The following is a 26,914-nucleotide window of genomic DNA, read 5'->3' on the forward strand; positions in this document are numbered from 1 at the left end:
CTTAATGCGTGTCACAGGCGGCAAACACTTGAATCCGGGCGAGGTTGGTGCGCTCGGGCTGAGCCGCCATGTACCGCACGGCATCCGCAACATCCTCAGGTTGCATCGGCGGTATGAAACTGTCCCAGGCCGGCTGTCCGCGTGACTTCATGTCCTCGAATATTTCCGTGCTGGTCGTGCCCGGCGAAACGATACCGACTTTCACTCCAGTGCCGGCCAATTCGACCCGCAAACAATCGGTGAACCCCTCCAGTGCTCGCTTCAGGCCGCCGTAGACACCGACACCAGGTGCAACGATGTTGGCGCCGATGCTCGAAATATTGATGATCTGGCCTCTGGCTGCCGATTTCATTGTCCGTGCAAACAGAGTACTGGTGCGAACGACCGCTTCGTAATTGAGCGCCATCATCGGTCGCAACTGGTCGAGATCGAAATCGTCGATCGGTGCCGCATGAAGAATGCCCGCATTATTGACCAGAATGTCGGCTCGCCCGAACTTAGCCAGAACGAAGTCGTGCAAAGCCCGAGCGGCGTCGGGATCCGCCATGTCGGCTGAATGGACACAGGCATGCTCGCCAAGTTCGCCCGCCAGTGAGGCAAGGCGTTCGGCGCGGCGGGCGACCAGCACTGTCCTCGCGCCCGCCTCGGCGAGCGCTCGCGCAGTGGCCGCGCCTATCCCCGACGATGCCCCGGTTATAATGGCGACCTTACCTTCAAGGGCGTTCATTACCGTCACTCGTGCGCTCCTGTCTCTTTCAGCCGGATCAACCGCTTGCCGTGGTTTTCCCCACGGTAAAGGCCCGCAAGGGCATCCGGACAGCTCTCAATCCCGTCGAGTATTTCCTCGCGCCACGTCAGGCGGCCCTGCTCGGTCCACTCGCGCAGCTGCGCAACTGCGGCGGCGTAACGGGCCATGTGATCGAAGACGACGAAGCCTTCCATTCGTGCCCGCTTGACCAGAAGGTGGCGTTCCACGCGCGGACCATCGGGCCAGGGAGCCCAGCGGTCCTGCGACGCTGTTCCGCAGACGATGACACGGCCGCCGAGCGCGAGGTGGGGCATTACCGCGTCGCTGATCGGGCCGGCGACGTTGTCGAAATAGACGTGGATCCCCTGGGGCGCGACGCGGCTCAAAGTGGCGGCCACGTCCTGGCCGCGGTAGTCGATCGCAGCCTCGAATCCAAACTCCTCGACACAGCGCCGCACTTTGTCTGCTCCCCCGGCAATACCCACCGTGCGGCATCCAAGGATATTGGCAATCTGGCCCGCGGCGGACCCAACCGCGCCTGCGGCCGTGGATACCAGCACGGTTTCACCGGCGCGCGGCTGCCCGACAAGCGTGAGGGCCAGATAGGCCGTGACGCCGTTTATTCCCAAAATGCCAAGCGATGCGCGAAGTTCTTTTTCGCTGGTCTTCTGAAGGATTTGATCGGCCGCTACGCAAGCGAAATCCTGCCACCCGAACCATCCTGCGACGTATTCGCCAACTTGGAAATGTTCGTGGTTCGATTCGATGATACGGCCTGAGGCGAGGCTGCGCATGACCGAGCCCAGGGCCACCTGGTCTCCGTAGTTACCGACGTCGGCGATCCAGCCGCGCATGGCGGGCTCGACCGAGAGATAGTGATTTTGTACAAGTATCTGGCCCGGACCGGGACGGTCCACCGGAGCGCTGCGGATTTCGAAATGCTCGGCCTGGGCAATGCCTGCCGGACGAGAGCGCAACCTGACCTGCCGGTTCGTCGCCATCAAAAACCCGCTCTGACCATCGTGAATTTCCGGCGGGATATCCGCCAGCCTTCTGCCGTGCGGATCAGGCAGTCGTCATAGAATCCGGCCGCTCTGGTCGCGCTGCCTCCCGGTGCCGGGTCGGTCAGCACAGCGTCCACATAACTGCGGGCCAGAATCTCGCTATTGCGGCTCTCGACCACGATATTGGTTATGCGGTGAAGCGTCGCGCCTAGATTGCGATGCGCGGATTCCATGTACTCGGTGATCTCGCGCGGTCCGCGCCATTGACCGAAGCTGCCGTAATCCACTTCGCAGTCATTCGCGAAGCAGGAGCGAAACAAGGGCCAGTCCCGGGTATCGATGCCGGTCGCGTAGCGCAGCAGCAGATTGCGGATTGCGCGCTCGTCATCGGCCGCGACAGGCGATGTTCTCGTCAGGCTGCCTGATGTCGGCATGCTCCATCCTCCCGTTTTTGTTACTTGCGACGATAGTGCGTAATCGGGGCGACTTGCCCGTCCAAGGATAGGAGCTTGCGGGGACACGCCCCTATTTTTTACGATTTATCTGGCCCATCATTTCGTCGGCAGAGCATAGGCGATCAATTCGTCACTCGTTCCAGACAGCATGGCTGCATGGCCGCCGGCCGCGATGACGACAAATTGGCGTCCGCTGGGCCGGGACCAATACGTGGTCGGCGATGCATTGCCGCCGGCTGGCAACCGTGCTTTCCACAACACCTGCCCACTTTCCGTCGCAAGGGCGCGAAATACGTGCTCCTGAGTCGCGCCGATGAAGGTGAGGCCGCTCGAAGTCGTTAGAGACCCGCCAATGTTCGGCACCCCCATAGGTATCGGTACGAGCGAAGGCAGAGCCAGCGGCCCGCTGTCGCGCGATGAGCCCAAGGTACGGGACCATACCAGCTTGCCGGTTCTGAGATCGACGGCGTTGATGCTGCCATAGGGCGGCTGCTGACACGGGATCGCGAGCGGCGAAAGAAAGGGTGCGATTTGCGCGGCGTAAGGCACGCCCTGTTGAGCCGCTGGACCTCCCACATTGCTCATGTGCGCTGCATTCATCGGCTTGATGCCGCGCCGGTCCGCCTCCGCTCGGGAAATGAGGCGGTTGTAGTTGGCGACCTGGTTGTTGTTGACGATCATGAGGCCGCGTCTCACATCGACGGAGACACCGCCCCAGTCGATCCCCCCAAGGTAGCCAGGCCACGTAATCGTGAAGCGGTCTGTCGAGAGGGGTGTCATTTCGCCTTCGAAACGGGCTTGCCGAAAGCGGATGCGGCACAATGCCTGATCGATCGGCGTGAGCCCCCACATGCTCTTTTCCGTGGGAGCCGGGCCGCCGAAACTTGGCATCGCGGCGGAAAAGGGCTGGGTGGGAGATAGTCGCTCACCGGCGACCGCTCCGCGGGGAACAGCGCGTTCCATTACAGGCAGTAGGGGTTTACCCGTCATGCGGTCCAGGACGAAGATCTGCCCACGTTTTGTGGGTTGTACAAGTCCATGGATGCCGCCGGGCAGGTCGAAGAGAGTAGGCTGCGCCGCAACATCGTAATCCCAAAGATCGTGATGTGTCGTCTGGAACGACCAGCGGACTGCTCCTGTCTGGGCGTCAAGTGCGACAACAGCGCTGGAGTAGCGATCGTCCAGCGCCGTGCGGTGGCCGCCGAAGTAGTCAGGCGTTGCGTTTCCGGTTGGCACATAGACGAGCCCCAGAGCTTCATCGGAACTCATCGGAGCCCAGCTATTCGGCGTGCCTCTTGTGAATGTCGCGCCTGGTTCCGGTGAACCGTGATCGTCCGGGCGGCCAATATCGAATGCCCACGAAAACTCGCCCGAAACAGCATCGAACGCGCGGATGACGCCCGAAGGCTCCTGCGTTCGCTGACCGTCGATGATCCAGCCGCCGACGACCAGCCGTCCGCGAACCAGCGCCGGGGGCGAAGTGACGAAGTAATAGCCCTTTTCGACGGACCCAAGGCCCTTGGTGAGATCCACCTGGCCGTTCTGTCCGAAGGCGCCGCAGGACTGTCCCGTGGCAGCATCGAGCGCCAAAAGCCGAGCATCCAGCGTAGCGGTATAGATACGTTCTGAGCAGGTGCCCGTCGCGCCGGGCACGCGGTAATATGTCACGCCGCGGCATACAAGGCCGTAAACGCCTTCGAGGTTTGTCCTTGGCGAGTGGCGCCAGAGCTGGCGGCCGGTTTCAGGGTCGAGTGCGATTACATCATTGTTGCCCGCGCAAATGAACAAGCGATCACCGATCTTGAGGGGATTGGTTTGAAAGGCCGTGCCCTGCTTGCCGCTTGTCAGTTTGCCCGTATGGTAACTCCAGACGGGTTTCAGATTGCCGACGTTTGCTGGTGTGATCTGACCAAGCGGTGAATAGCGCGAGCCTCCGCGGTCGTTGCCGTAGGCAATCCAGTCACCTTCTTCCGAAGCTGCTGGTGCCGGTCCCCAAGCTGTGCTTGTGGCAGCAGGTGTGCGGTCAGCCCAGAACGCCGCCCCGATCCCGGCTATCCCGATTACCGCGAGGCCAGGCCAAAGTAGGCGGCCGCCGGGCAGGGCTGCCTGCTGGCCCACATGCCGGCGGTACCAACCTGTCAGCATGTAGAGACCCATGACAGTCGGCATTGCGATCCGCGGCGCCAGTGCCCAGCCATCGAGGCCGCACTCCCACAGCGCCCAGCATAAGTTCACACAGAGAAATACCCAATAGAGCAGCGCAGACTTTGCTTCCCTCCGCCATCCCAGAACTGCGCAGACAAGCATGACAAGGCCGCTCAGCACATACCAGGGCGATCCACCCAGCAAGGCGAGCTGGGCGCCAAGGACTGTCAGGGTACCGCCTGTTGCGCCCAGCAGCACCAGGAAAGCATGATTGAATAGGCGTCGCATGTCACCGCCTTGGGTCTCAGGATGGAAAGTGAGCGCGAACTCAGGACGGCAGTTGTTCAGCCAGCCAGTCCGGGACATTGATCCGGTAGCATTTCTGTTCGTAAAGGCGGCTGATCTTCCAGCCCTGCTCGGTCCGGATAAAATCGTGAATATACCAGAGGCCAAATACGAGCGTGTCGCTCGATTGCCCCTGCGAGACGGTCATCGGATTGTAGCATACCGTCTTGGTCCGGGCGGTATCGCCATCGATAGCGTATTTTGTGGTCGACACTGCGTGCTGGTAGGCGAGAATGGGAGATAGCCCCTCCACGAGGAATTGCTTGATCTCGGTCAGTCCGCCGCGCACGCCCACCATTTCTGAATAGTCTATCAGCGCGTCTTGCGTGAAGAACTCGTCAAGCGCGTCCCAATCGCGATTGTCCACGGCATAACAATATCCCACGATCAGGTCCTGCAGTTCAAACCTGTCGGACATTTCCTGCATGCTCAGGGTCATGGCCTCTCCTCCGTTCGATATGGTGCGATCGCACGGGCGTTCGTCCTGGCCGCCTTTCGTTGGGTAGGTGGCAGCAGGTGCGGGGATCGGGATGACGGGCTACGGCCTGCGCGATGGGCGGGCCAGATATCAAGCAAGGAGAATACTGATGGGCCTGGCCCCGTTCACTGAAGCCGATTTCGTCCTGTCCAAGGAGAAGCGGGCCGAAATCACAGCCGGACTGACTGAGCGGCAGGCTTTCATGGTCACGCAATGGATGGACCTGCACGAAGTCATCAATCGGGGCGATTGGGACGGCATGGATGCCTTCTTCAACACCGACACCATGACGTATGACAATCCGAACCGGCCGGATCTTGGCACCTACCATATCTGGAAGACCTCGCCGCAGGGCCTCTACAAGACGTTCCCGCCCAGCACTTACCGGACTTTGAAGGCATGGGGTCGCGGCGACGATGAGGTCTGCGTGCTCTGCCATCACTACGGCAAGCACACTGGCGGTCCCTACATGGGTGTTCAGCCGACAGGAAACGAACTCAACGTCCTGTGGTTCTCCTGGCTGCGTTTCCGCGGCGACAAGATCGACCACATCTATTCGATCTCCGACGTGCTCTCGATGCTGAAGGACCTCGAAGTGATCGATGTGCCTCAGCCAGTCGACCCCTACAAGTGATCGAGCACGCCCCGGCCGCCTGCGTTGTCGGGCGGTCGGGGTGTGAAAAGGCCCAATCTTAGAGCGGGACTTGCGGCATAGCTCGCCAAGGGTTTGACGTGGGGCTCTCGGGTGCCTCGGGGTATCGGCGTCCTTAACGCTGAGAGTTTCCCAGTAGCGGCTGGCGTCTCATTCGCCCGTCTTGGCCATCTCATCGATCCAGCCGTTGAGTTTCGCCCAGCTGTCGCTGCGCGTCGAGGCGAAGTTATGGCAATGCGCAGAACCAGCGAGCGGCATCAGGCTGATACGGCGCGACTTGCCGTAGAACGACGGCTCAAGAAGCGGATCCGGACTGACGTCAATGTCCCCGAAATGCAGATAGACGGGAACATCGATCGCGGCTGCCTCATCCGCCACGCCGCCGGGCACTATCGCCAGGCGGCCGTAGCTGTTGGGCGTGACCGAGGCGCGGGAATCGTCGGCGGCAATGACGGCTTCAGGCACGTCAGGGGCGTGGAAACTCGCGCGCATCGAACCCCGATCCGCTTGACTGTAACCACTGCCTTCGACCCGCTTTTCGAGATCTGCACGCACTTCGTCCGGCAGATCGAGGCTGATATTGGTGAACCCAAGGATCGCAACCTGATCGAAGCTGCGAAACGAGGCCTGCTGAATGATCGTGAGCATTCCGCCCATGGAGTGACCGATGCCGCTGATCCGTTTGCGCTTCGCTGCAAGTTCGGCGCCGAAATCTCCAGCGTCGATCCGGCACAGGATGTTTGCAAGCGCCTGATGGTGCGCCTGCGCGCCGAGCAGGGGATTTAGCAGTCCTTCATCGAGTGGCTTGGAACTATCCCCCATTCCCAGTGCGTCGAGGGTGAGGACGGCCTTTCCCTGGGAGAGGAAGTAATCGATGAAGCTGTAGCCGGGGTGACCGTCAATCCATGCATCCCAGTACCAGCGACTGTACGATGCGCCATGTAGGCAGACGAGCAGGTCGAGAGCATCTGAAGGCACGGTTTCGGGCAGGGCCAGCGTAGCGGCAACCGTGAGTGGCTGCGCGAATTCGATCGCGGGTGCAACGGGTATCGACAGCGTTAATTTGGACACGGTTGCTATCCTGTTTCAGAGGCTGAAGCCACCGTCGACGATGAGGGTCTGACCCGTCACGTAACCTGCACGCGCTGACGCAAGGAAGGCCACGGCGTTGGCGATATCGCCTGCGCTGCCAAAGCTCTGGAGCGCGATCCGCTTGCGCTGGGATTCCCAGATGTCCGGTGTGTAGAGAGTTGAAAGAAATTCGGCGCCAAGCCCTGCGTCGATGATGCCTGGTGCGACCATGTTCGCCCTGATGCCGTATCGCCCTTCTTCTTTCGCAACAGCCCGGCAAAGAGCCTCGATACCGGCTTTGGGAACCGATGAAAGCGCATCGCCAGGGGGGAAGCAGTAATTGGCAACCGATACGACCGCGACGAAATTGCCGAAGCCCTGCGTCCGGAAGTGCGGCAGGGCATGGGCAACCACGCGGGTGAAACCCATCAGTTCGATCTCGATGACTTCGCGCCATTGCTGTTCGACGATCTGACTGACGAATGGCTGCGGAATTTCGACGCCGCTGGCGTAAACGACGGTCCCGATTGCTCCGAACCGCTCCACGGTGCTGCGCATGGCCTCCTGGATCGAAGCATTGTCAGAAAGGTCGCAGCGGACCGCGAGGGTGCCGCCGTTTCCGCCCATTGTTTTGGCGACTGCGAGGGCTCGCTCCTGGCTGGAACGATATCCAATGGCGACTCCGTTCCAGTCAGAGGCAAGCTGCCTGCATATCTCGCTTCCGAGGCCGCCGGTTCCGCCAATGACTATTGCGGCTCCCCGGTTCATAAAGGCAGATGCTCGGCCAGATGGCGCAGCAGTCGAACTGCGAAGGCATCGTTCTGGTCGCCGGTGAACATGTGACCGACACCCTCGGCGATTTCGACCTCCAATTGCGGTGTGAGGCTTTTGAAATGGCGAACGCTCTCGTCCGAGACAAGTTCGCTGAGCTGCGCCTTCACCAGCACGACGGGTGATTTCACCCTGCCGGCCGCTGCGAACAGGGATGCGCGTTCGGAAGGCGGATGCAGGAATTCGGGTGCGGTTGTGCGCGGATCCCAATGCCAGAACAGCCGGCCGTCTTGCTTCCGCATCGACTTGGCCAGCCCGGATACATTGGCAACGCGCGGTTGGCCCAAATGGCGATGCAGAGCATCGGCTGCGTCATCCAGCGTCGCAAAGCCGGCGTCGCTGCTGCGAAAGAAATCGCGAATGCCATCCACGCCGTCATCGACGATCAGCGGCGCCACGTCCGCCAGCATGATGAGCCTGACGAGATCGGGATGACGCGAACCGCCGACCAGTGCCGATTGGCCGCCTCGCGATGCGCCGACCAGCGCAACGGGCCTGGAGAGACGGGTGACGATGGCTTCCACATCGCGCCCGTAGGCTTCCAGCTCATAGTCGCCATCGGCCGCCCAGCCGCTCTCGCCATGCCCGCGCAAATCGAACGTAAGTGCATAGTAGCCGGCCTCCGCTGTCCGCCGTGCCGAACGCGTCCATGAGCGCCGGCTTTGGCCGCCGCCATGGAAGAAGCACACTGCAGGAGCAACAGGGTCGCCGAAGGCATCGGCTACCATGTCGAGATGGTCACCGGGCCACGTAGTTTGGGAAGCGGTGATCATGCGCAAGTCTGCCGATCACGCTGCCGCGACCGGGGGTACCAGTTCTGCAAAGGAAGGATGTTCGCCTGGCCCGCGGTACGCGAACTTGCCCGGCGCATGGTGCCACTTGCCGTCGTTCCTGCTCTCGTAGGGCGAGGCGACCTCGATAAGGCAGCCATGGGTGCTTTTCGGGCCCACCCAGCTCCATTTCTGCCAGGTCATGTCCGGGTCGTTGTAGGTCTTGCCGCCGCCAAGCACCTGAATGCCTTCTGCGGCCAACTTCTCCATCGCGTCCGGTACGTCGTCCGTAGCAAAGCAGAAGTGATGCACGTGCTCGCCGACCTTTTCGAGGCGGTCGCCCATTGGCGTTCCCGGAGAGGGCTGGATGAACTGGATTTCCGTTCCGCCATTGTTGACGAAAGTGGCCCACCGCATGCCTGCATCCGCACCGCTCGAGAATTCGTCGTACTTGACGATACGCTCTTCCAGCGATGCAGGGTCGAGAACGCGCAGGATCTTGGTCCAGTTCTCGATGGCGGTGTCGAGGTCGCGTACGACCATGCAAACGTGGGCAAAAGGTCCGCTAGGCATAATCTCTCTCCTGGAGAATCTTCAGATTTCTATTGTTGCTGTGCCGGAATTGACGGTACCGCGCCCGTCCACGTCGAGCTTGAATTCGCAAGTGACCGTGCTTCCATCGATCGCCGTGACCTTGCCGGTGACGACAGCGCGATCCTCGCCATAGACATTGTCCAGAAAGCGCGAATCCATCTTCGAAATCCGGCCTTTGGGGAAGGCACGCATGAGCATGTTCATCATGTAGGCCACGTTGATTGGCCCCTGGTTGATGACGCGGTTGCCCAGGCCCTTCGCCTTCACGACTTCGACGTCGAGATGGATCGGATTGGGATCCGCGAGAAAGACCGCCCACTGCTTCATTGCATCGGAGCTGACGCGTTCGATGGTGAAGGAAGGCAGTTCGTCTCCAACGTCGTATGTCATGCCGCAAACTCCTTGCGGGGCAGTACCCACACGTTGTCGGTTTCAAGCACTTTGGTGCCGTCCAGCAGGTGCAAACGGAGCCGGTAGGTCAGTACGTCCATGACGCCGAGCTTGCGGCTGCGCTTGCGGACGAGATCGAGGATTTCGCCGGTGACCCTGTAGCTTTCGCCCACCTTCAGAGGGGCGTCGAACGTTACGCCGCTCGAGCCCATCATCGGACCGTCCTCGACGTCGAATTCGCAGGCCTCGCATACGCCGGCCACCGTCTTGCCCATCGCGACCTGGGTCGCGATGTAGTAGTAGATCGGATGCGCAGTGCCGTCAGGCGCCGGCTCGATGCCGGTCGAACGGCACAGCGCAGCGTTTTCCTCGGCACTGATCGTGAAGATCGCGCTGCCGTCAAGAGAGGTGCCGGCAGCGTCTGGGGCAGGGGGCAGATCGTCGAGATCGCTCATGACCATTTCCTTCAGAAAGAGCGGGGCAGCCCGAGGCTTTCGGCAATCGTGTTGCGAACCATCTCGTTGCTGATTGGCGTCATTCTCAGGATCCGATGATCCCGCCAGTAGCGTTGCATGTCCGTCTCTGCGGAATAGCCCATGCCGCCCAGGATCTGGATGCCTAGATCGGCCGCTTTTACTGCATTTTCAGTGGCGACCATCTTGAGCATGTTCGCCTCGACACCGCAGGGCATGCCGTTGGCTTGCATCCATGCGACGTTGTTGAGCAGCAATTCGGTCGTTTTTTGCCAGGTGGCGATATCCGCGACGTAGTGTTGAAGGATCTGAAAGCGGCCGATGATGCCCCCGAACGCCTTGCGCTGCTTCATGTAGTCAAGCGCGTCTTCAAGTACGCCGTCTATCGCACCGAGGCACTGCGCGCCGACCATGATACGCTCGTTGTTGAGCGTCGGCAGCATTGCGTACCACGCCTGCCCCGGTTCCCCGAGCACGTCCTCATCCGGGACGAAGACATCGTCGTAATGGACTTCGCACGAACCCATCGCCCGCATGCCAAGCTTGGGCAGTAGCGAGCAGGTAATGCCGGGAGATTTGGCATCGACGAAGAACATCGTGAGGCCGTGATGCTTCTTTTCGACATTGCGATCCGTCCGCGCGAGGACAAGAAGCCGGTCAGCCGCCTTGGCGGCCGTCGTCCACATCTTGGCCCCCTTCAGCTTCCAGCCACCCTCGACCTTGTCCGCGTAAGTCTTCATCGCGCCCAGGACATCGGTTCCGCCATCGGGTTCGGTCATCGACAGCGAGACGCGAAGCTTGCCCTGGGCCATCGGCCTCAGCCAGCGGTTCTTCTGCTCTTCGGTTCCCACCGCACCGATCGTCTTGGCGCCTCCGAACGAGGTAAGGCCCCACACCCAGAGCAGCCCCCCTGCCGTGCGGGCAAACTCGCGGGCGAAGATCATCTGCATCATGACGTCGCCGCCCAGCCCGTCATATTCTTCCGGGATGCCGATGCCGAAAAAGCCTTGCTCTGCCAGCTTGTCCCAAAGCGCGTAAGGGTAGTTTTCCTCGTCGGCTTCGAGCGTGCGCATCCAGTCCTTCGGGGCTTCTGCGTCGACCCAGCGGCGCACCACGTCACGGAAGGCCTGCTGCTCGTCGGTGAGCGAAAAATCCATTGTACTTCCTGTTCTCTTGCGCCCCCAATTGGCACCCATCCGGTGCGCTCAGAACCTATCGTCCTATAGGGTCGGCCCTGCGTGGAAGCGAAACATCTGGTCTACCATCATGGTAAGCTGGCTGGTGACGGGCGCCTGTTCGATGGGATCGCCCTCGGTTCCGACCGTGTTGATCGCAACCCCGAGAGGTGTGGGCCAACCGCGCAGGGCATGGGTTATGCTGCGAAGCTGCTGGAGCGTTCCAACCGCAGCCTGCCAGCCAGCAGCCGTGGCGATTGCGCCGACCGGCAGGCCGTCGAAGTAGCAGCGACTGTCCCGGTTCGTATCCTCGACATAATCGAGCGCGTTCTTGACGAAGCCCGATATCGCACCGTGATAGCCCGGCGAACCGATGATGATGCCATCGGCGGTCCGAAGCAGTTCAATATAACGCCGTGCTGCGTCGGAGCGCTCCTGATTTTCCGGTGCATACGGGGGGAAATTGATGTCTTCGCCCGAAAGGATGGTAGTGCGTGCGCCGCGCTCCTGCGCGATTGCTAGCGCTTTACGCAGGGCGCGTTCGGTCGATGACATGGCGCGCATGGTGCCGCCGATGGCGATGAAATGGGGCTGAGTCATATCAGATCGACAATCCACCTTCGACCGGAATGACCGATCCTGTCACGTAGGCTCCGGCGCGAGAGGCCAGATAGATGGCAGCGCCCGCCAGGTCTTCCGCAGTACCGGTGCGCCCGCGCGGCACCATGCCTTCGACCATTTTTCTCATCTCGTCGGACGTGATGACGGTCATCTCCGTCTCGAAGAAGCCGGGCGCGATGACATTGGCCGTGATGTTATCGCGGCCCAGTCGTTTGGCGAGACCCTTCGCCAGCCAGTGGATCGCACCTTTGGATGCCTGGTAGGCGTAGTTCTCCTTGGGACCGACCTTGAGAGCGCCTACCGAGCCGATGTTGATGAGGGATGCCGGCCGTTCCTTTGTCCCGCCGGCGCGCAGTAGAGGGAGAAATTTCTGAAGCAGGAAGAACGGTGCCTTCAGGTTGAGATCCATGACCTGGTCCCAGTCCTGCTCGCTGTAATCGTCGATAGGCGCCTCGGCCATCGCACCGGCATTGTTGACCAGGATATGAAGCGCATTCTCGGCTTCACTCACGCGGGCGACGAGAGCGTCCACTCCCTCCAGGGATGAGACATCAGCGGTTAGCCCGATGCATTGACCCCCGGTCGAGGTGCTGATTTCCCGGGCGGCATCGAGCACTTTGGCCTCGGTCCGCGCGCAGATATAGACCTTGGCGCCGGCGGCCGCGAAGCCGGTCGCTATATGGCGCCCAATGCCGCCGGAGCCGCCCGTCACGACGGCGATGCGGTCCTTCACCGAGAACAGTTCTGCGGGGTTCATGCGTCTACCTTCAATCCGGCGATTTTAAGGATCAGGCCGGTGGTGCCTTCGGGATCGCCCACCAGCAGAGCATGGTCGCCGGGATGTTCGTGAATGTTCCAGCCGAGCGCGCGCGCGCGCTCGTGCATCGCCGTCATTACGGTCACGGCGGCGGCGATATAGTCCACCGGTCTTGCGATGGTTTCGCTGCCCTTGGCGATGGCGCCCGCTGTCGCCTTCATTGGCTGGTCAGAAAGGTTGTCGAGCAGCCACTTTTCCCGTGCGGGATCCATGAGGTGCGGATGCTCCTTGGCAGCCGCACGCTGCATCTCGTCGACGCCCGAACCGATCGGTCCCTCGCCGGCTTCAAGCAATGCATCGAGCTGTGCGACTTGTTCCTCGGGTACATAACCCATCAGCGAGGCGATGCGCTCGCCCGAATGGGCGATAATGGCGTCGAGGTAGATGATGCTGGCGATGCGGTCGCCCACCTCTGCTATGATACCCGGCGCCACGGTGCCTGCATAGCTGTGCGCTACCAGCACGACGTCATGCAGATCTTCGAATTTGAAGACGTTGACGATGTCGCGCACGTGGGTCTCGTTGCCCACATCGCGGCCGATGAGATGGCTGCGCTCGCCAAAGCCGGTAAAGGTCGGTGTGTAGACCTTGTGCCCTTGCGCTTCGAGAATCTCCCGGACGTATTTCCAGGTCCAGCCGCCCATGCCGCCGCCGTGAAGAAGAACGAATGTGGTCATGGCAATCAGGCCTCCGCTGGTTCGGTGTTCTGGATAAATTCGGGGAATGGGTCCGGCCCCCAAAGGAACATGCTGTCGTCAGGGGCGTGGTTGGCCGAGGGCCAGTCCACATCCGCAGGAATGAAATCGATGTCGGCGGAATACTCGCTGAAGCTGCCCCAAGGATCGCGTACGTAGTAGAAGTAGTTCGCACCCAGCACGTGCTGGCCGAGGCCCCAGTTGGGTCCGTAGCCGGCGCGCGCCATGCTTGCGCCGCCGAGACCCACTTCCATGACGGAACCCACGTCCCAGCTGTTGTGATGCATACCGCGGCGGTCGGAGAGCACGAGTGCGAGCAAGTGGTGATCGCTCCCATGGACACCATGGAGAAAGGCAACAGCGGGCTCGCTCTTGTCGGAGAGCCGCAGGCCAAGCGTCCGCTCATAAAAGTCGATCGCGGCGTTCACGTCGGTGGTGAAAATCGCAAAGTGCGAAAGACGCCGGGGGTGGACCTTGGGTGCCTTGCTGTTGGGAATCGCGCCGGACTTGCCGGGTTCTGAACTCGTGAAGCTGAAGCGGCTCTTTTCGGCGGGCGTCGCCTTTTCCGCAACGCGGACGTTGATGGGAAGGCCGTCGAACCCTCTGAACCAGATACCCTTGGCTTCTGCGTTGTCAGGTGCCGGGATGAATTCCACACCGGCGCGCTTGAGGTGGCCGCGAAACGTCTCCTCCTCATCCGCGAATATCCCGAAGCTGAGATAACGCAGCCGCTTGGCATCGCCTGCCTGGCTGAGGACTGCCCACCTGTGCGGATGACCCTGCGCATAGAGTTCGAGCCGGCCATCCGCCTCGCGCACGTCCAGACCGAAGAGCGTGTAGAAGCGTCGTGCCTCGTCGAGGTCGGGCACTTCCACCGCAAAGTGATCGATGGAATGGACACCAAGTACATTGGCGCGGCGACTGGCGATGCTTTTCTCGTTCATCCTGTCCTCCATGGCGGCCGAGCGATGTTCTGGCGCATCGCTCGGCCCGAAATCACGCTGCCTTGATGGGATTGACCAGCAAGCCGATTTTTTCGATCTCCACTTCGCACACATCCCCGTCCTTCATGAAGAGCGGAGGATTGCGGGCAAGTCCGATGCCCGACGGCGTGCCCATGACCAGCACGTCGCCTGCTTCCAGCGTGAAGCATGTGGAAAGCAAGGACACCGTATCGACAACATCGAAGACCATGTCAGAGGTATTGGCGCTCTGAACCACCTGCCCGTTCAGCCTGGTCTCGATCTTGAGCCCAGCGCCGCCCGCGGGCAGTTCATCGGCCGTGACCAGCCATGGACCGAAGGCACCGGTATCGTCGAAATTCTTGCCCACGGTCCATTGCGGCGTCTTGAGCTGATAGTCGCGCACGGAGCCGTCATTGAACACCGAGTAAGCGACGATGTGGGACAGCGCGTCTTCCTTTCCGATGTTCTTTCCGCCCTTGCCGACGATTGCGACCATTTCAGCCTCGTAATCGAGCTGGTCCGATGTGGCCGGCTTGATGATCGGTGCGCCGTGGCCGATCAGGCTCGAATTGAACCGTCCGAAAACTGTCGGGAATTCGGGAACCTGAAAGCCGCCTTCGGCAGCGTGATCCTTGTAGTTGAGACCAAGGCACAGGATTTTCGGCGCCTTGATGAGCGGAGGCAGAAATTCAAGGTCGTCTTGCGCGACGCTCTCTCCCTGGGCCAGGACTTTGCCGCCCGCCTTTGCGAGCGCTTCGCCGCCCTGAGCGACAAGGTCGTCCAGATCGTAGAGTGCCGCGTCGCCGAAAATCGCCTTGATGCCGGAGCCAGTGTCCACCGCAACGCCGATGCGACCGTCCTTCGAAACTTTTGCCAAGCGCATGATTCGATCCTTTTCCAAACTCGGGCACCGTGGGGTGGCTCGGTCGGCTCGTCAATCTGAAATATATTCTAAGTACTCAAATATACCTCTAGCGTTTACCTTGCATTTCGTTGCTGCTATGGAGACTGGGATGACAAAAAAGCTCAGCCTCACCGAGCAGGCCTATCGCCGGCTGCGGGACAATCTCCTGACCTGCCGCCTTGTGCCGGGGGAGCGGATCAACATCAAAGACGTGTCGGACAACCTGGGGTTCAGTCTCGGTGCAGTCCGAGAGGCCTTGTCGCGCCTGACGTCTGAAGGGTTCGTCGTCCTTGACGATGCGCGAGGCTTTCGGGCAGCGCCGATTTCCATCGCCGATCTGACTGACCTCGTCATGGTGAGGAGTGACATCGAGGGACAGTGTCTTCGCCGCGCCATCGAACGCGGCGGCCTCGATTGGGAATCGACGATCGTGAGTGCTGCCCACCGTCTCAGCAAGACGCCGACACGCGATCCCGACATGCCGGAGCGGCTCAATGAGGACTACGCCGAGGCCCATGGTGACTTCCATCATGCCCTCGTCGATGCTTGCGACAGCCCATGGTTGCTGCGCATGCGCGAATGGCTCTACGCTCAATCCGAACGATATCGCTACCTCACGGTTCCGCTCGCAACCGGCGAGCGGGATCTGGTGCATGAGCATGCCGAAATCGTCGAAGCCACGCTTGCCAGGGATGCGGATCGGGCCGTCGCTCTCCTCAGAAGCCATCTCGAGGCAACAGCCAGGCTTCTGATCGATGGACAGACCGACCCGGCGGGTGAGGCGAACCTGCGTTTCCTGGATGACAAGGCCGCCTGACACCATTTTCAGCGTTGCCTTTGCTGGCCCGTGCCGCCCCCGCTGGCCGGCATCAGCATGTTGCTCATGCCGCCGTCGACAAGCACATCGATACCGCTGATGTGGCTGGCCTGCGAACTGGCGAGGAACAGGATGGCGTTGGCGACATCCTCGGCCAGGCCGAGTTTACGCAAAGGTATACTGGCTTCCCGCTCTTCCCGGCGCGTCTTGTCACCGTAGCCGGCGGCCGTCATCGGCGTGTAGGTAGGACCGGGAGAGACGGTATTGCAGCGGATGCCATCGGGACCCCACTCAATGCAGAGTTGCCGGATCAGCATCAGAAGCGCCGCCTTGCTGCACGAATAAAATCCGAGCCCCGGCGTGGGCTGGGTGCCCGACATCGAACCTGTAGCAATGAAGGCACCCTTGCTGGCTCGCAGGTGCGGATGCGCGGCCTTTGCTAGCAGCCAGGTGGAGCGAGTGTTTACCGCGAAGATCCGGTCGAAGTCGGCAAGTGGCTGGTCGACAAGAGCGCCACCCATGATGATGCCCGCATTGCTGATGACTGCATCGATACCGCCCATGTGGGCGAGTGCAGCCTCGACGATGCGATCGCCGCAGTCGGGCTCGGCAAGATCGACGACGCAGCCCCCTGCCGCCGGCCCAATTTTGCCCGTCACTGCTCCAAGATTGGCCTCGTCCCTGTCGGCGAGGAGCATTGAGTGCAGGCCGGGCAACACTTGTCCCGCCGCCAGCAGTTCAGCGCAGGCGCGGCCGATGCCGCTGGCTGCACCAGTAATGACCACACGCATTCCATTCTCCCTTTGCGCGCAGCGCCTGATCAGTCCTTGAGACCAAGCTCGTCCATCAACGCGCTGCGCAGCTTGAACTTCTGTATCTTCGATGCCGACATCGGCCATTCGTCGATGAACCGGATGTGCCGGGGCACCTTGAACGAGGCAAGGCGCGCCTTGGTAAAGGCGATCAATTCCTCCGGCTCGACAATCACGTCGCCGTCTCGCTCGATGTAGGCTGCAGGGATTTCGGCCAGCCGCTCGTCCGGCAGGCCAACGACCTGGGCAAGACGAACAGCCGGATGCGCGGCCAGGACCGCTTCGACTTCTGCCGCCGCGACGTTCTCGCCGCCCACCTTGAGCATGTCCTTGAACCTGCCGTGAAACATCACATGCCCGTGCGCATCGATCGAGCCGATGTCGGCGCTGTGATACCAGCCCTCGCTGTCGAGCGCCTGGGCCGTCTTCTCAGGATCTTTGTAGTATCCGTCGAACAGATTGTAACCGCGGATCAATATCTCGCCCCGTTCGTCGACGGCTTTCTCCAAGCCTGTTTCAGGGTCGATGATTTTCATTTCGATGCCGGCAAGAGGATAACCGAGCTTTCTGAAGCCCATTTCCGGCTCCATCCCGTAGCCGCCGGTGGTCACGATTCCTGTAGCCTCCGTCATGCCCATGGTCCCCACCTGCAACATACCGGGAGCCTTCTCCCGGTATGCCTGACCGACCCGGTCGGGCATGAAGGCAAAGCAGCTGTTCTGGAGCCTGACCGAGGAAAGATCTGACGTTTCCCAATCGGGATGCGCGATCATTGCCTGATGAAATGTGACGAAGGGGAGGAACATCATCGTCACGCGCTCCTGCTCGATCTGGCGCAGGCTTTCTCCGGCGTCGAAATGCGGCTGTCCGATGAAGGTACCACCTACCTCCATCGCGCCGAGCATGCAGAGCATTGCGGCGATATGGAAAAGCGGCAGCGGCGACCATGCTCGCTCGCCGGGCTGGAAGGCCCAGCGATAGTGCGCCAGGTTGTTCGCCTCGCGCGTCACGGCTTCATGGCTTAGTAGACAGCCCTTGGGATTGGCCGAAGTGCCGGAGGTGTACAGAATCATCGCGGTATCACGTACGCGAACAGTGAGGCGCGCCGCATGGATTTCGTCTTCGCTGACCTGTTCGGCGGCTTCATCGAACATCGCCTGGTCGATGAAGCCGGGAACCGAACGACCGCCAAGCATGATGATGCGGGAAAGCTTCGGTGCCGCGGCAAGTGACAGGCGAGCAGGATTGTCGGCACTCGCCAGGTCTGCAAACGCCTCGTAAAGCCGGGCACCGAAGTCGACGTGTTCAGAGACAAGATCGTTTGTGACGATGGCTGCAAGGTCGGCGTTCTCCGACACGTACGCCATCTCTGGTGCCTTGTAGCGGGCATTCATGAGAACCGAGACGGCACCGCACATCGCATTTGCGAAAAGCGTTTCGACGAATTCGATGCTGGACGGCAGCAAGATGCCGACATGGTCGCCCCGCCGAATCCCGAGCGCCCTTAGCCCCCTCGCGCGGCGCAGAACACTGGCCACGACTTCGTCATAAGTCTTGCGTTCGCCCGGAAAAACCAGGGCCTCCCTGTCCTTGCCCTTGTCCCACCCCGCCAAGAGGTGATCACCCAACGTCGTCGCGGTGATGCGAATTGCGGCGTCGTCTTCACCCGTCATGCTCACAAAAGCTCGTCCTCAAAGTTCGTCCCTGCGCGATGAGTGCGAGATTGCAGCGAACCCGCGATCCTGCGCCTTTCGTTGGATAGGTGCGGACAGGCTGGCCAGACCCAAGAGCAGGATCACGAAAACACCGATCACTGGCCGGGAAATGACGATGGAAGCCTATATCTACGATCATGTTCGCACGCCGCGCGGCAAGGGCCGGCCCGATGGCGCGCTGCATGAGATCACTTCGGTCGAAATGGCGACACAGCTGCTCAAGGCCTTGCAGGAGCGCAACGCACTCGACACCGCCTTGCTCGATGACGTTATCATTGGCATGGCGCAGCCGGTCGGCGAACAGGGCGGTGTCCTGGCGCGCGCGGCAGTTCTTCAAGCCGGCTATGCGCAATCGGTGGCTGGCCAGCAGATTCACCGATTTTGCGCGACTGGCCTCGATGCTGTCAGTCTCATCGCGGCCCAGGTCCATTCCGGCATGATCCAGGCCGGCATCGGGGGCGGCGTTGAATCCATGAGCCGGACGGTCATGGGCTATGATTCCGGTGCCTGGACGTCGGACCCGGCTGTTGCATTCGGCAACTATTATGCGCCGCAGGGCATCGGCGCGGACATCATCGCGACGCTCGACGGCTACACCCGCGAGGATGTCGACCGTTTCGCGGTCGAGAGCCAGCGCAAGGCGGCCCGTGCCTGGGAAAACGGCTATTTTCGAAATTCCATCGTGCCAGTGAAGGACGTGCTGGGCGAGGTCGTGCTCGATCATGATGAGCACATGCGTCCGGGCACCACGCTGGAGAGCCTGGCAAAGCTCAAGCCCGCATTCGAAGGCTTCGGGAAAGCCGGTTTCGAAGCTGTCGCAAAAGCGCGGTACCCCGAGATCGAGGACCTCGACTACGTCCATCACGGCGGCAACAGCTCCGGTATTGTCGACGGTTCCGGGCTCGTCCTGGTCGGCTCACGGGCGTTCGGCGAGAAAGCGGGGCTCAAGCCCCGCGGGCGCGTCCGTTCCTATGCCAATATCGGTTCTGAACCGACGATCATGCTGACGGCCCCTGCGGAGGTCTCGCGCAAGGCTTTGCGGGCCGGAGGAATGATGCCCAAGGACATCGACCTCTGGGAGCTCAACGAGGCCTTCGCCAGCGTAGTTATGCGCTTCCAGCGCGACATGGACATTCCCGACGACCGGATCAACGTGAACGGCGGCGCGATCGCCATGGGACATCCGCTCGGCGCCACCGGCGCGATGATCCTCGGCACCGTGCTCGACGAATTGGAACGCCGCGACGCCGAAACCGGCCTCATCACGCTGTGCGCGGCCAATGGTCTTGGGACCGCCGCTATCATCGAGCGCGTCTGAACGCTGCTCCATTCCTAGAAAAAGATCGGGACACACCCATGAAGACAATGCGACTGGAGAAGGCCGAAGACGGCTTCGCGATCCTGACTCTCGATGCCGAAGGTTCGATGAACGTCGTCAACGACGGCTTCATTGCGGGCATGACGCAGGCCACCAGGCAGATCGCACAGGACGACGCCATCAAGGGCGTTATCCTGACCTCGGGCAAGAAGTCGTTCATGGCCGGCGCGGATCTCAAGCAGCTGGTCAATGGCTTCGATACGCTCACACCGCTCGAGGCCTATGCGTTCTCGAAGCGGGCGACCGACATGCACCGCGCGATCGAGCAGTCGGGTAAGCCGTGGGTTGCAGCGATCAATGGTTTGGCGCTGGGCGGAGGTTTCGAACTCGCGCTGGCCTGCCATCATCGCATCCTCGTCGATGATGCAAAGGCCACTGTCGGCCTGCCCGAAGTTACTGTCGGTCTCCTTCCCGGATCTGGAGGCACGGTTCGGCTCGGTATCATCGCCGGCATGAAAACGGCGCTCGACCTGCTTCTGACCGGCCGCGCCGTCGCGCCTGCCGAAGCGCTCAAACTGGGCATCGTGGATCAGGTGGTTCCCGAAGCGGAACTTCTCGATACCGCCCGGACGTGGCTGGCGAGCGGGCCCGACCCTGTCAAGCCGTGGGACGTCAAGGGCTGGGTTCCGCCTCAGAAGAAAGGGCTCACGGTACCGGAAGATTCCGCCGCGTACATGATGGCGACGGGAGGCCTTGCGAAGAGCGGCTATAATCAGCCGGCTCCGCTCGCAATTCTCAATTCGCTGTTTCAGGCATTGCAGTTGCCGTTCGACAAGGCGCTCGCAGTAGAGGGCAAATACTTTGCTAAGCTGCTAACCGATCCGGTCGCCCGCAACATCATTCGCACGACCTTCATCTCGAAGCTGGCAGCAGAAAAGGGCGCTCGCCGCCCCGCAGGCTATCCCAGGTTCGAAGCGCGAAAGGTCGGCGTGCTGGGCGCGGGGATGATGGGTGCGGGAATTGCCTACGTTGCGGCCAATGCCGGCATCGACGTCGTCTTGATCGACCGCGATGTGCCGACGGCGCAAAGGGGCAAGGACTATTCAGCCAAGGTACTCGACAAGCTGGTCGAAAAAGGCAAGGTGACGCGGGACAAGGCCGATGCGGTTCTTGCCCGCATTGTCCCGACCGACGATTTCGGCATGCTCCAGGGCTGCGATCTGGTCGTCGAAGCCGTGTTCGAGGATACCGCGATCAAGGCGGAGACCACGAAGAAGGCAGAGGCAGTGCTGCCGCCCGAAGCCATTTTTGCTTCTAACACCTCGACTCTTCCGATTTCGCAGTTGGCGCTGGCTTCGAGAAGCCCGGATCAGTTCATCGGTCTGCATTTCTTCTCGCCGGTCGATCGCATGGGTCTGGTCGAGGTCATCATGGGCAAGCAGACCAGCAAGGAAACGCTGGCCAAGGGTCTCGATTTCATCGCGCAGCTCCGCAAGACGCCGATTGTCGTCAATGACAGCCGCGGCTTTTATACCAGCCGCGTGTTCCAGATGCTGATCCACGAAGGAGCGGCCATGCTGGCGGAAGGCGTGCCACCGGCAGTGATCGAGAATGCCGCCAAGGCAGTTGGCATGCCGGTCGGTCCGCTCGCGCTGCTGGACGAACTCACGCTGGATCTGCCGCTCAAGATCGTCGACCAGGCGATCGCGGAAGAGGGCGAGGCCTATACTCCGCCGGCCGGCGTTGCCGTCATGCGCAAGATGAAGGACGAGATCGGACGCTCCAGCCGCAAGACCGGAGGAGCCTTCTACGACTACCCTGAAGGCGGCAAGAAGCACTTGTGGAAGGGGCTCGTCGAGCACTTCCCTGTCAATGGCAGTTGGGACATCGAGGAACTCAAGAAGCGCTTTCTATTTGCCCAGGCGATGGAGACGGCGCGCTGCCTGGAAGAGGGCGTGTTGGAAACACCGCAGGACGCCGATCTCGGCGCGATCTATGGGTGGGGTTTCCCGACGTGGACCGGCGGAACGATCAGCTACATCGATACGATCGGCATCGGCTCGTTCGTCGGGGAAGCGGATATCCTTGCCCAGCGATATGGGCCCCGTTTCCTGCCTTCCGCGTGGCTGCGTGAGAAGGCATCGCGCGGCGAGACCTTCTACACTGCCGAAAGCGCCGACGAGGCCAAGGAGCCCATGCCAGCATGAAGCGCCTGATCTTCGAGCCGGAGCACGAGCAGTTTCGCGACAGCGTCGTCAAGTTCATGAGCGCCAATGTCGGCGCCCATGCCGAACGCTTTCGCGAACAGGGCATGGTCGATCGCGATCTTTACCTCAAGGCAGGCGAGCAGGGATTGCTCTGCACCTGGGCCGAGGAACGGTACGGGGGTGCGGGAATCGACGATTTTCGTTTCGAGCAGATTATCATCGAGGAGAATATGCGCCACGGCGACATAGGCTTCTACATCAATCTCCATAACGATTTGGTCGCGCCCTACATCGCCAAGCTCGGCACACAGGAGCAAAAGGAGCGCTGGATGCCCGGCATCGTCAGCGGCGAGACTATTCTTGCCGTGGCGATGACCGAGCCATCTACGGGCAGCGACCTTGCAGGAATGCGCACGAGCGCGGTCGAGCATGACGATCACTGGGTGCTCAACGGCGCCAAGACATACATTTCCAACGGCATTTTGGGCGATCTGGTTGTTGTCGCGGCACGGACCGATCCGGCCAGCCGCCATGGGCTTGGCCTGTTTGTGGTGGAGCGCGGCTTCGAAGGCTTCGAGCGCGGGCGCAAGCTCGCCAAGATGGGTATGAAGGCGCAGGATACCGCCGAGCTGTTCTTCAGCGATGTCAAAGTGCCCAAGCAAAACGTGCTGGGCGATCCGACGCAGGGCTTCAAGTATCTTGCGCGCTTCCTGGCACAGGAGCGCCTTGTGGCAGCGATCGGTTTCATGGCCACTGCCCAGACTGCCTTCGACCTTACGCTGGACTACGTGAAAGAGCGCAAGGCCTTCGGAAAGCCGATCGGCGCGTTTCAGAATACGCGCTTCAAGATGGCTTCCATGCGCGCGGAGCTCGATGCGATCCAGACGTACGTGGATCAATGCGTGATCCTGCTCAACGCAGGCGAACTCACTGCCGAAGATGCCTCCGCTGCCAAGTTGCTCACGAGCGAACTGGAGGGCCGGGTGATGGACGAATGCGTCCAGCTCCACGGCGGGGCCGGGTACATGGACGAGTACCGGATCAGCCGGATGTACACCGATGCCCGCGTCAGCCGCATATTCGCCGGCACGAGCGAGATCATGCGCGAGATAATCGGGCGCGGGCTCGGGCTCGACGAGCGCAAGCTGACCTGACCGAAGGGAAACTCGCTATGCTGAACCTTGAGCGCATGCGCGGTTACCGGGTCCCGATCGCGCAGGACGTTTGCGATCCGCGTTCCGCCATCCTCTACGCCCTGGGCGTGGGAGCGGGGCTCGCCGCCATCGATGAGAGCCGCTTCCTCTTTGAGCGTGACCTCACCGTTTTGCCAACCATGGCGCTTGTGCTTGGCACGCCGGGGTTCTGGCCGATGGCTGCGGAACTCGGGTGGGACTGGCCGCGAATTCTGCATGGCGAGCAGAGCTTGCGTCTTCATCGACCGCTGCAACTGGGCCAGGTCATTCATGGCCGGATCGAGATCGGAGAGGTCGCCGACAAGGGACCGGGCAAGCCCGCTCTCGTTCGGGCGAAGCGGATACTGACGACGCCGACAGACCAGCTGATTGCGGAGGCAGAGGAAATCTGGGTCCTACGGGGCGAAGGTGGTTTCGGGGGAGACCGATCTCTCGTTCCGCTTGCGGATGGACAATGTCCCGATTTTCCGCCGGATGCAGTGCTTGACCTGCCTACGGCGGCTAACCAGGCGATGCTATACCGGCTGACCGGCGACCGCAATCCGTTGCACATCGATGCCGGAACGGCGGCGGCGGCGGGGTTCGAGCGCCCGATCCTCCACGGACTGGCGACGATGGGCCTCGTTAGCCGCGCATTGATCCATTTGTGCTGCGGCGGAGACGCGTCGTTGCTGACGCGCATGCATGTCCGTTTCACCGCGCCTGTGTTCCCAGGCGAAACCATTCGGACCGAGATCTGGCGCGATGGAGATGACATTCGCTTTCGCGCGTCTGCGAGAGAACGCGGCGTGGTGGTGATCGACGGGGGCAGTGCCTGCGTTCAAGGATTTGTGAAAGAACAGGAAGAGGTCACGTGAAAATACTGGATGGAAAGGTCGCGCTCGTTTCGGGATCGGGGCGGGGCATCGGCAAGGCGATCGCGCTCAAATTGGCTGGCGCGGGCGCAAATGTCGTGGTCAATGACCTTGACGAAGACGTGGCCCGCGCCACCGCGGCCGAGATCGAAGGACTTGGCGTTCGCGCCGTCGTTTGCGTCGGCGACGTTACTGATCCGACTTTTGGCGATACCTTCGTGTCCGCAGCAGTCGCGGCTTTCGGCACGATCGATATCATCATCAATAATGCCGGCTATGCCTGGGATTCGGTGCTTCAAAAGACCAGCGACGAACAGTGGATCGCGATGCTCGATGTACACCTGAGCGCGCCTTTCCGGATTCTTCGCGCCGCGCAGCCGATCATTTCGTCCGCAGCCAAGGCCGAGATCGAACAGTACGGGCGTGCCAAGCGACGGACAGTCGTAAACATTTCGTCAGTTTCGGGTCTTGGCGGAAACCCGGGGCAGGCCGGTTATGCTGCCGGCAAGGCAGGGATTGTCGGCCTCACCAAGACTGTGATGAAAGAGTGGGGGAGATACAACACCACGGTCAATGCCGTCGCCTTCGGCGCGATCATGACGCGTATGACGGCTGGCGAGGCTGGCAGTTCAACCATCGATATCAAGGGCAAGAAGATCAAGGCCGGGGTCAGCGACGAGATCCTTGAGGCCATGGAGAAAGGAATTCCCCTCGGGCGCGCAGGCACTCCGGAAGAAGCAGCAGGAGCCGTCTATCTCCTTTGCATGCCGGAGGCCGATTACATCACAGGTCAGGTCATAGTCGCGGGGGGCGGCTGGCAGCTCTGACCTGTGGAGCGAGGGAGGAACTATGTCCTCCCTCGCTCAAGTCTTTTCGCTGCCGGAGGAATGCGGTCCTCGGAGGATACGGCATCAGGGATGAGCCTGGCTGGACGCTCGTCCCTCTGCCGGCATCAAGATCACCCGCAGCCGACTACGCCGCCATCGACCGGAATTTGCGCGCCGGTGACATAGGCTCCTGCTCGCGAGCAAAGGAAGACGACAATTCCGGCGATGTCGTCGGCGCGGCCCAGCCTGCGCAGCGGAATATGGCTGAGCAATTTCGGGTCGACTGCATCCTCGTCACGCATGTGAGCGGTCATTTTGGTAGGGAAGAAGCCCGGTATCACGGCATTGACCGTGATGTTCCGGTCGGCAAGGTCGCCGGCGAGATCCCGCGTCATCATGTGGACCGCCGCCTTGCTGGCAGCGTAACTGTAGGCATTGAGCCGTTCGGCCTTCATGCCCGCCACCGAACCGATGTTGATGACCCGCGATGGATCATCGGCCGTGCCCGCCGCGACCAGTTCGGGAAGGAGTTCGCGCACAAGAGTGAAAGGCGTCTGGACATTGACTGCCATCACGCTTGGCCAGGCCTTGTCGGGAAAGGTATCGATAGGGCCGCCCCAGGTCTTGCCGGCGTTGTTGATCAGGATGTCGCATTGGCCCAGCGCGCTGCGATACAGTGCGGCAAGCTCCACCGCGGCTTCCGGAGTAGACAGGTCTGCGGCAAGCGGCAGGCATGGCCCGAGACCCGACATTTCCGCCGCGGCGGTCTCACACACATCGGCCTTGCGCGATGTGATTGCCACGCTAGCGCCTGCGCGCAGAAGACCTTCAGCGATCATCCGCCCCAACCCCTGTGCGCCGCCGGTGACGAGGGCTTTCTTGCCGTGCAGGCTGAACAGATCGCTCACATCGTCACCACGACTTTGCCGAACTTGTGCTGGTCGCGAAGGTGAAGAAGAGCTTCCTTTGCCTTCGCCAGAGGGTAAGTAGCCTCGATGACCGGCTTGATCCGATGCTCGCCGGCGAACGCTAGCATTTCCCGGAAGTCCTGCGGATCGCCGACCTGACTGCCGACGATGCTGGCGCTCTTGAGGAAAATATCCGTCGCATTGAACTTGACCTCGTTCCCGGCGGTCGACCCGTAGATGACTATGCGCGCACCCGGGTTGATGGCGCGGACATAGTTGGCAAAGCTGGGTGACGGTGCACCATCCAGGACCACGTCAATCCCGCCGGTCAGCTTGCCAACCTGCTTTCGCCAATCCGGGTCGGTATAGAGCAGGCCGCCCTTGGCACCCATCTCGATCGCCCGGTCGAGGACTTCCTGGCTCTCACCGGTCACATAGACGTTCGCGCCCTTGGCGACGGCGAATGCGAGGCCGAACGTGGCGACTCCGCCGCCGACCCCGCTGATCAGCACAGTTTCTCCGGCCTGAAGCCGGCCCTTGAACATCAGAGCCCGCCACGATGTCAGCGCTGTGAGCGGCATTGCGCCGGCTTCCTCAAAGCTCATGAAGGAAGGTTTGGGAGCCAGGTTCTCGGCAGGGATACAGATGTATTCGGCGATCGTCCCGGCAAATGGCATGCCCAGCAAACCGAAGTCTGCAGCGGGCGCATGGCGATTGGGGCCCCAATTGCGGGCCGGATAGAGAACGACTTCTGAGCCCACGTCCACGCCGCTAACGTCGGCGCCGACCTTGTCGACAATGCCTGCGCCGTCGCAACCCAGCGTTACCGGCACCACCATGCCGGGATATTGTCCATGAGAAATGAACAGTTCTCGGTGGTTGATCGAGGCGGCTTTGAGTGCGACTCGCACTTCCCCGGGACCGGGTTCCGGCGTTTCGACGTCGGCAACGCGGGTGGATTCAGGTCCCTCGGCGTTTTCGAGATACAGGGCCTTCATGGTCAACCTTTCCTAGCTTTTGGCCCCGGCAGCTTCGGGCGGCCTGCTTGTTTCGGGCGTAAAGACGGCAATTTACGAAAATTCCCGGCCATCCGGAGCAGGACAATATCTCCGGCTCGCGAGGACCTATCT

The 26,914-nt window shown here is 61.3% G+C and carries 28 protein-coding genes; 7 read left to right on the plus strand and 21 right to left on the minus strand.

Annotation, left to right across the window (positions count from 1 at the left end):
* Position 1: 1 nt before the first annotated feature.
* The 5 genes from WBP07_RS27085 to WBP07_RS27105 all read right to left on the minus strand — a co-directional run bounded on the left by WBP07_RS27085 (position 2) and on the right by WBP07_RS27105 (position 5,136).
* A complete protein-coding gene (locus tag WBP07_RS27085; RefSeq protein ID WP_133085029.1) occupies positions 2–727 on the minus strand; it encodes an SDR family oxidoreductase in 726 nt (241 codons plus the stop codon).
* Between the two features lie 5 nt (positions 728–732).
* The gene (locus tag WBP07_RS27090) at positions 733–1,749 is read right to left on the minus strand and encodes an NADP-dependent oxidoreductase (protein WP_236549403.1); all 1,017 of its coding nucleotides are present in this window, start codon (positions 1,747–1,749) and stop codon (positions 733–735) included.
* Entirely contained in the window at positions 1,749–2,186 is a 438-nt protein-coding gene (locus tag WBP07_RS27095) for a nuclear transport factor 2 family protein (protein WP_133085031.1), read from the minus strand. Before WBP07_RS27095 ends, WBP07_RS27090 begins: the two co-directional genes overlap by 1 nt.
* 117 nt (positions 2,187–2,303) lie before the next feature.
* Entirely contained in the window at positions 2,304–4,718 is a 2,415-nt protein-coding gene (locus WBP07_RS27100; protein ID WP_395398143.1) for a membrane-bound PQQ-dependent dehydrogenase, glucose/quinate/shikimate family, read from the minus strand.
* Positions 4,681–5,136, minus strand: a complete 456-nt coding sequence (locus tag WBP07_RS27105; RefSeq protein WP_395335265.1) for a nuclear transport factor 2 family protein — start codon at positions 5,134–5,136, stop codon at positions 4,681–4,683. Before WBP07_RS27105 ends, WBP07_RS27100 begins: the two co-directional genes overlap by 38 nt.
* A 148-nt stretch (positions 5,137–5,284) precedes the next feature.
* On the opposite strand from WBP07_RS27105, the gene WBP07_RS27110 reads away from it, so the two are divergent.
* A complete protein-coding gene (locus WBP07_RS27110) occupies positions 5,285–5,809 on the plus strand; it encodes an ester cyclase (protein WP_133085034.1) in 525 nt (174 codons plus the stop codon).
* Between the two features lie 168 nt (positions 5,810–5,977).
* Here WBP07_RS27110 and WBP07_RS27115 read toward each other — a convergent pair whose 3' ends face one another.
* From WBP07_RS27115 to WBP07_RS27170, 12 genes are all read right to left on the minus strand, one after another.
* Positions 5,978–6,898: an alpha/beta fold hydrolase gene (locus tag WBP07_RS27115; protein ID WP_159831191.1), complete on the minus strand. Its 921-nt coding sequence runs from the start codon at positions 6,896–6,898 to the stop codon at positions 5,978–5,980.
* A gap of 15 nt (positions 6,899–6,913) precedes the next feature.
* Positions 6,914–7,666 carry an SDR family NAD(P)-dependent oxidoreductase gene (locus WBP07_RS27120; RefSeq protein ID WP_395335261.1) on the minus strand — a complete coding sequence of 251 codons (753 nt, stop codon included), beginning with the start codon at positions 7,664–7,666 and terminating at the stop codon, positions 6,914–6,916.
* The gene (locus WBP07_RS27125; RefSeq protein ID WP_133085037.1) at positions 7,663–8,502 is read right to left on the minus strand and encodes an alpha/beta fold hydrolase; all 840 of its coding nucleotides are present in this window, start codon (positions 8,500–8,502) and stop codon (positions 7,663–7,665) included. Before WBP07_RS27125 ends, WBP07_RS27120 begins: the two co-directional genes overlap by 4 nt.
* Positions 8,503–8,517: 15 nt before the next feature.
* Entirely contained in the window at positions 8,518–9,042 is a 525-nt protein-coding gene (locus tag WBP07_RS27130; protein ID WP_395398144.1) for a VOC family protein, read from the minus strand.
* A 51-nt stretch (positions 9,043–9,093) separates the two neighbouring features.
* Positions 9,094–9,483 (minus strand): MaoC family dehydratase, encoded by a 390-nt coding sequence (locus WBP07_RS27135; protein WP_395335256.1) that lies wholly within the window; start codon positions 9,481–9,483, stop codon positions 9,094–9,096.
* Positions 9,480–9,938, minus strand: a complete 459-nt coding sequence (locus tag WBP07_RS27140) for a hypothetical protein (RefSeq protein ID WP_395335254.1) — start codon at positions 9,936–9,938, stop codon at positions 9,480–9,482. The genes WBP07_RS27135 and WBP07_RS27140 overlap by 4 nt, the downstream gene beginning before the upstream one ends.
* A gap of 11 nt (positions 9,939–9,949) precedes the next feature.
* Entirely contained in the window at positions 9,950–11,113 is a 1,164-nt protein-coding gene (locus tag WBP07_RS27145; RefSeq protein WP_395335252.1) for an acyl-CoA dehydrogenase family protein, read from the minus strand.
* Between the two features lie 63 nt (positions 11,114–11,176).
* Entirely contained in the window at positions 11,177–11,731 is a 555-nt protein-coding gene (locus WBP07_RS27150) for an NADPH-dependent FMN reductase (RefSeq protein WP_133085041.1), read from the minus strand.
* Position 11,732: 1 nt separating this feature from the next.
* Positions 11,733–12,509 (minus strand): SDR family oxidoreductase, encoded by a 777-nt coding sequence (locus tag WBP07_RS27155; RefSeq protein WP_133085042.1) that lies wholly within the window; start codon positions 12,507–12,509, stop codon positions 11,733–11,735.
* A complete protein-coding gene (locus WBP07_RS27160) occupies positions 12,506–13,246 on the minus strand; it encodes an alpha/beta fold hydrolase (protein ID WP_395335249.1) in 741 nt (246 codons plus the stop codon). Before WBP07_RS27160 ends, WBP07_RS27155 begins: the two co-directional genes overlap by 4 nt.
* A gap of 5 nt (positions 13,247–13,251) precedes the next feature.
* Positions 13,252–14,208, minus strand: a complete 957-nt coding sequence (locus WBP07_RS27165; protein WP_133085044.1) for a VOC family protein — start codon at positions 14,206–14,208, stop codon at positions 13,252–13,254.
* Positions 14,209–14,260: 52 nt separating this feature from the next.
* Positions 14,261–15,112, minus strand: a complete 852-nt coding sequence (locus WBP07_RS27170; RefSeq protein ID WP_133085045.1) for a fumarylacetoacetate hydrolase family protein — start codon at positions 15,110–15,112, stop codon at positions 14,261–14,263.
* 118 nt (positions 15,113–15,230) lie between these two features.
* Between WBP07_RS27170 and WBP07_RS27175 the strand changes: the two genes are divergently transcribed.
* Positions 15,231–15,950 carry a GntR family transcriptional regulator gene (locus WBP07_RS27175; protein WP_133085106.1) on the plus strand — a complete coding sequence of 240 codons (720 nt, stop codon included), beginning with the start codon at positions 15,231–15,233 and terminating at the stop codon, positions 15,948–15,950.
* Between the two features lie 8 nt (positions 15,951–15,958).
* Here the strand turns inward: WBP07_RS27175 and WBP07_RS27180 are convergent, their stop codons facing one another.
* Positions 15,959–16,849 carry an SDR family NAD(P)-dependent oxidoreductase gene (locus tag WBP07_RS27180; protein WP_395398145.1) on the minus strand — a complete coding sequence of 297 codons (891 nt, stop codon included), beginning with the start codon at positions 16,847–16,849 and terminating at the stop codon, positions 15,959–15,961.
* Entirely contained in the window at positions 16,771–18,435 is a 1,665-nt protein-coding gene (locus tag WBP07_RS27185; protein ID WP_236549399.1) for a class I adenylate-forming enzyme family protein, read from the minus strand. Before WBP07_RS27185 ends, WBP07_RS27180 begins: the two co-directional genes overlap by 79 nt.
* 157 nt (positions 18,436–18,592) lie before the next feature.
* Here WBP07_RS27185 and WBP07_RS27190 point away from each other — a divergent pair, with 157 nt between their 5' ends.
* Genes WBP07_RS27190 through WBP07_RS27210 form a run of 5 tightly spaced genes read left to right on the plus strand, consistent with a single transcriptional unit; the run spans position 18,593 to position 24,876 of the window.
* A complete protein-coding gene (locus WBP07_RS27190) occupies positions 18,593–19,795 on the plus strand; it encodes an acetyl-CoA C-acetyltransferase (protein ID WP_133085048.1) in 1,203 nt (400 codons plus the stop codon).
* A 47-nt stretch (positions 19,796–19,842) separates the two neighbouring features.
* A complete protein-coding gene (locus WBP07_RS27195) occupies positions 19,843–22,002 on the plus strand; it encodes a 3-hydroxyacyl-CoA dehydrogenase NAD-binding domain-containing protein (protein ID WP_395337582.1) in 2,160 nt (719 codons plus the stop codon).
* Complete coding sequence (locus WBP07_RS27200; RefSeq protein ID WP_133085049.1) at positions 21,999–23,156, plus strand: acyl-CoA dehydrogenase family protein; 1,158 nt, start codon at positions 21,999–22,001, stop codon at positions 23,154–23,156. The genes WBP07_RS27195 and WBP07_RS27200 overlap by 4 nt, the downstream gene beginning before the upstream one ends.
* A 35-nt stretch (positions 23,157–23,191) precedes the next feature.
* Positions 23,192–24,052, plus strand: a complete 861-nt coding sequence (locus WBP07_RS27205; protein ID WP_395398255.1) for a MaoC/PaaZ C-terminal domain-containing protein — start codon at positions 23,192–23,194, stop codon at positions 24,050–24,052.
* On the plus strand, positions 24,049–24,876 hold the full coding sequence (locus WBP07_RS27210) for an SDR family NAD(P)-dependent oxidoreductase (protein ID WP_395335242.1): 828 nt from the start codon (positions 24,049–24,051) through the stop codon (positions 24,874–24,876). The genes WBP07_RS27205 and WBP07_RS27210 overlap by 4 nt, the downstream gene beginning before the upstream one ends.
* Positions 24,877–25,007: 131 nt before the next feature.
* Here the strand turns inward: WBP07_RS27210 and WBP07_RS27215 are convergent, their stop codons facing one another.
* Together WBP07_RS27215 and WBP07_RS27220 are read right to left on the minus strand one after the other, a co-directional pair.
* Entirely contained in the window at positions 25,008–25,784 is a 777-nt protein-coding gene (locus WBP07_RS27215; RefSeq protein ID WP_133085052.1) for an SDR family oxidoreductase, read from the minus strand.
* Entirely contained in the window at positions 25,781–26,782 is a 1,002-nt protein-coding gene (locus WBP07_RS27220; protein WP_133085053.1) for a zinc-binding dehydrogenase, read from the minus strand. Before WBP07_RS27220 ends, WBP07_RS27215 begins: the two co-directional genes overlap by 4 nt.
* Between the last annotated feature and the right edge of the window lie 132 nt (positions 26,783–26,914).

Source organism: Novosphingobium oxfordense, assembly GCF_044029435.1.
Lineage (GTDB): Bacteria > Pseudomonadota > Alphaproteobacteria > Sphingomonadales > Sphingomonadaceae > Novosphingobium.

What these genes read in the sequence shown, in the direction of transcription:
- WBP07_RS27195 (WP_395337582.1), top strand. Translation starts at nt 19,843, where the DNA reads ATGCGACTGGAGAAGGCCGAAGACGGCTTCGCGATCCTGACTCTCGAT.
- WBP07_RS27135 (WP_395335256.1), bottom strand. Translation starts at nt 9,483, where the DNA reads ATGACATACGACGTTGGAGACGAACTGCCTTCCTTCACCATCGAACGC.
- WBP07_RS27160 (WP_395335249.1), bottom strand. Translation starts at nt 13,246, where the DNA reads ATGACCACATTCGTTCTTCTTCACGGCGGCGGCATGGGCGGCTGGACC.
- WBP07_RS27095 (WP_133085031.1), bottom strand. Translation starts at nt 2,186, where the DNA reads ATGCCGACATCAGGCAGCCTGACGAGAACATCGCCTGTCGCGGCCGAT.
- WBP07_RS27085 (WP_133085029.1), bottom strand. Translation starts at nt 727, where the DNA reads ATGAACGCCCTTGAAGGTAAGGTCGCCATTATAACCGGGGCATCGTCG.
- WBP07_RS27200 (WP_133085049.1), top strand. Translation starts at nt 21,999, where the DNA reads ATGAAGCGCCTGATCTTCGAGCCGGAGCACGAGCAGTTTCGCGACAGC.
- WBP07_RS27170 (WP_133085045.1), bottom strand. Translation starts at nt 15,112, where the DNA reads ATGCGCTTGGCAAAAGTTTCGAAGGACGGTCGCATCGGCGTTGCGGTG.
- WBP07_RS27150 (WP_133085041.1), bottom strand. Translation starts at nt 11,731, where the DNA reads ATGACTCAGCCCCATTTCATCGCCATCGGCGGCACCATGCGCGCCATG.
- WBP07_RS27220 (WP_133085053.1), bottom strand. Translation starts at nt 26,782, where the DNA reads ATGAAGGCCCTGTATCTCGAAAACGCCGAGGGACCTGAATCCACCCGC.
- WBP07_RS27180 (WP_395398145.1), bottom strand. Translation starts at nt 16,849, where the DNA reads ATGGCCGATGTCGGCATCGAAGATACAGAAGTTCAAGCTGCGCAGCGC.
- WBP07_RS27100 (WP_395398143.1), bottom strand. Translation starts at nt 4,718, where the DNA reads ATGTCCCGGACTGGCTGGCTGAACAACTGCCGTCCTGAGTTCGCGCTC.
- WBP07_RS27165 (WP_133085044.1), bottom strand. Translation starts at nt 14,208, where the DNA reads ATGAACGAGAAAAGCATCGCCAGTCGCCGCGCCAATGTACTTGGTGTC.
- WBP07_RS27140 (WP_395335254.1), bottom strand. Translation starts at nt 9,938, where the DNA reads ATGAGCGATCTCGACGATCTGCCCCCTGCCCCAGACGCTGCCGGCACC.
- WBP07_RS27175 (WP_133085106.1), top strand. Translation starts at nt 15,231, where the DNA reads ATGGAGACTGGGATGACAAAAAAGCTCAGCCTCACCGAGCAGGCCTAT.
- WBP07_RS27155 (WP_133085042.1), bottom strand. Translation starts at nt 12,509, where the DNA reads ATGAACCCCGCAGAACTGTTCTCGGTGAAGGACCGCATCGCCGTCGTG.
- WBP07_RS27125 (WP_133085037.1), bottom strand. Translation starts at nt 8,502, where the DNA reads ATGATCACCGCTTCCCAAACTACGTGGCCCGGTGACCATCTCGACATG.
- WBP07_RS27105 (WP_395335265.1), bottom strand. Translation starts at nt 5,136, where the DNA reads ATGACCCTGAGCATGCAGGAAATGTCCGACAGGTTTGAACTGCAGGAC.
- WBP07_RS27120 (WP_395335261.1), bottom strand. Translation starts at nt 7,666, where the DNA reads ATGAACCGGGGAGCCGCAATAGTCATTGGCGGAACCGGCGGCCTCGGA.
- WBP07_RS27090 (WP_236549403.1), bottom strand. Translation starts at nt 1,749, where the DNA reads ATGGCGACGAACCGGCAGGTCAGGTTGCGCTCTCGTCCGGCAGGCATT.
- WBP07_RS27185 (WP_236549399.1), bottom strand. Translation starts at nt 18,435, where the DNA reads ATGACGGGTGAAGACGACGCCGCAATTCGCATCACCGCGACGACGTTG.
- WBP07_RS27205 (WP_395398255.1), top strand. Translation starts at nt 23,192, where the DNA reads ATGCGCGGTTACCGGGTCCCGATCGCGCAGGACGTTTGCGATCCGCGT.
- WBP07_RS27130 (WP_395398144.1), bottom strand. Translation starts at nt 9,042, where the DNA reads ATGGTCGTACGCGACCTCGACACCGCCATCGAGAACTGGACCAAGATC.
- WBP07_RS27110 (WP_133085034.1), top strand. Translation starts at nt 5,285, where the DNA reads ATGGGCCTGGCCCCGTTCACTGAAGCCGATTTCGTCCTGTCCAAGGAG.
- WBP07_RS27145 (WP_395335252.1), bottom strand. Translation starts at nt 11,113, where the DNA reads ATGGATTTTTCGCTCACCGACGAGCAGCAGGCCTTCCGTGACGTGGTG.
- WBP07_RS27190 (WP_133085048.1), top strand. Translation starts at nt 18,593, where the DNA reads ATGGAAGCCTATATCTACGATCATGTTCGCACGCCGCGCGGCAAGGGC.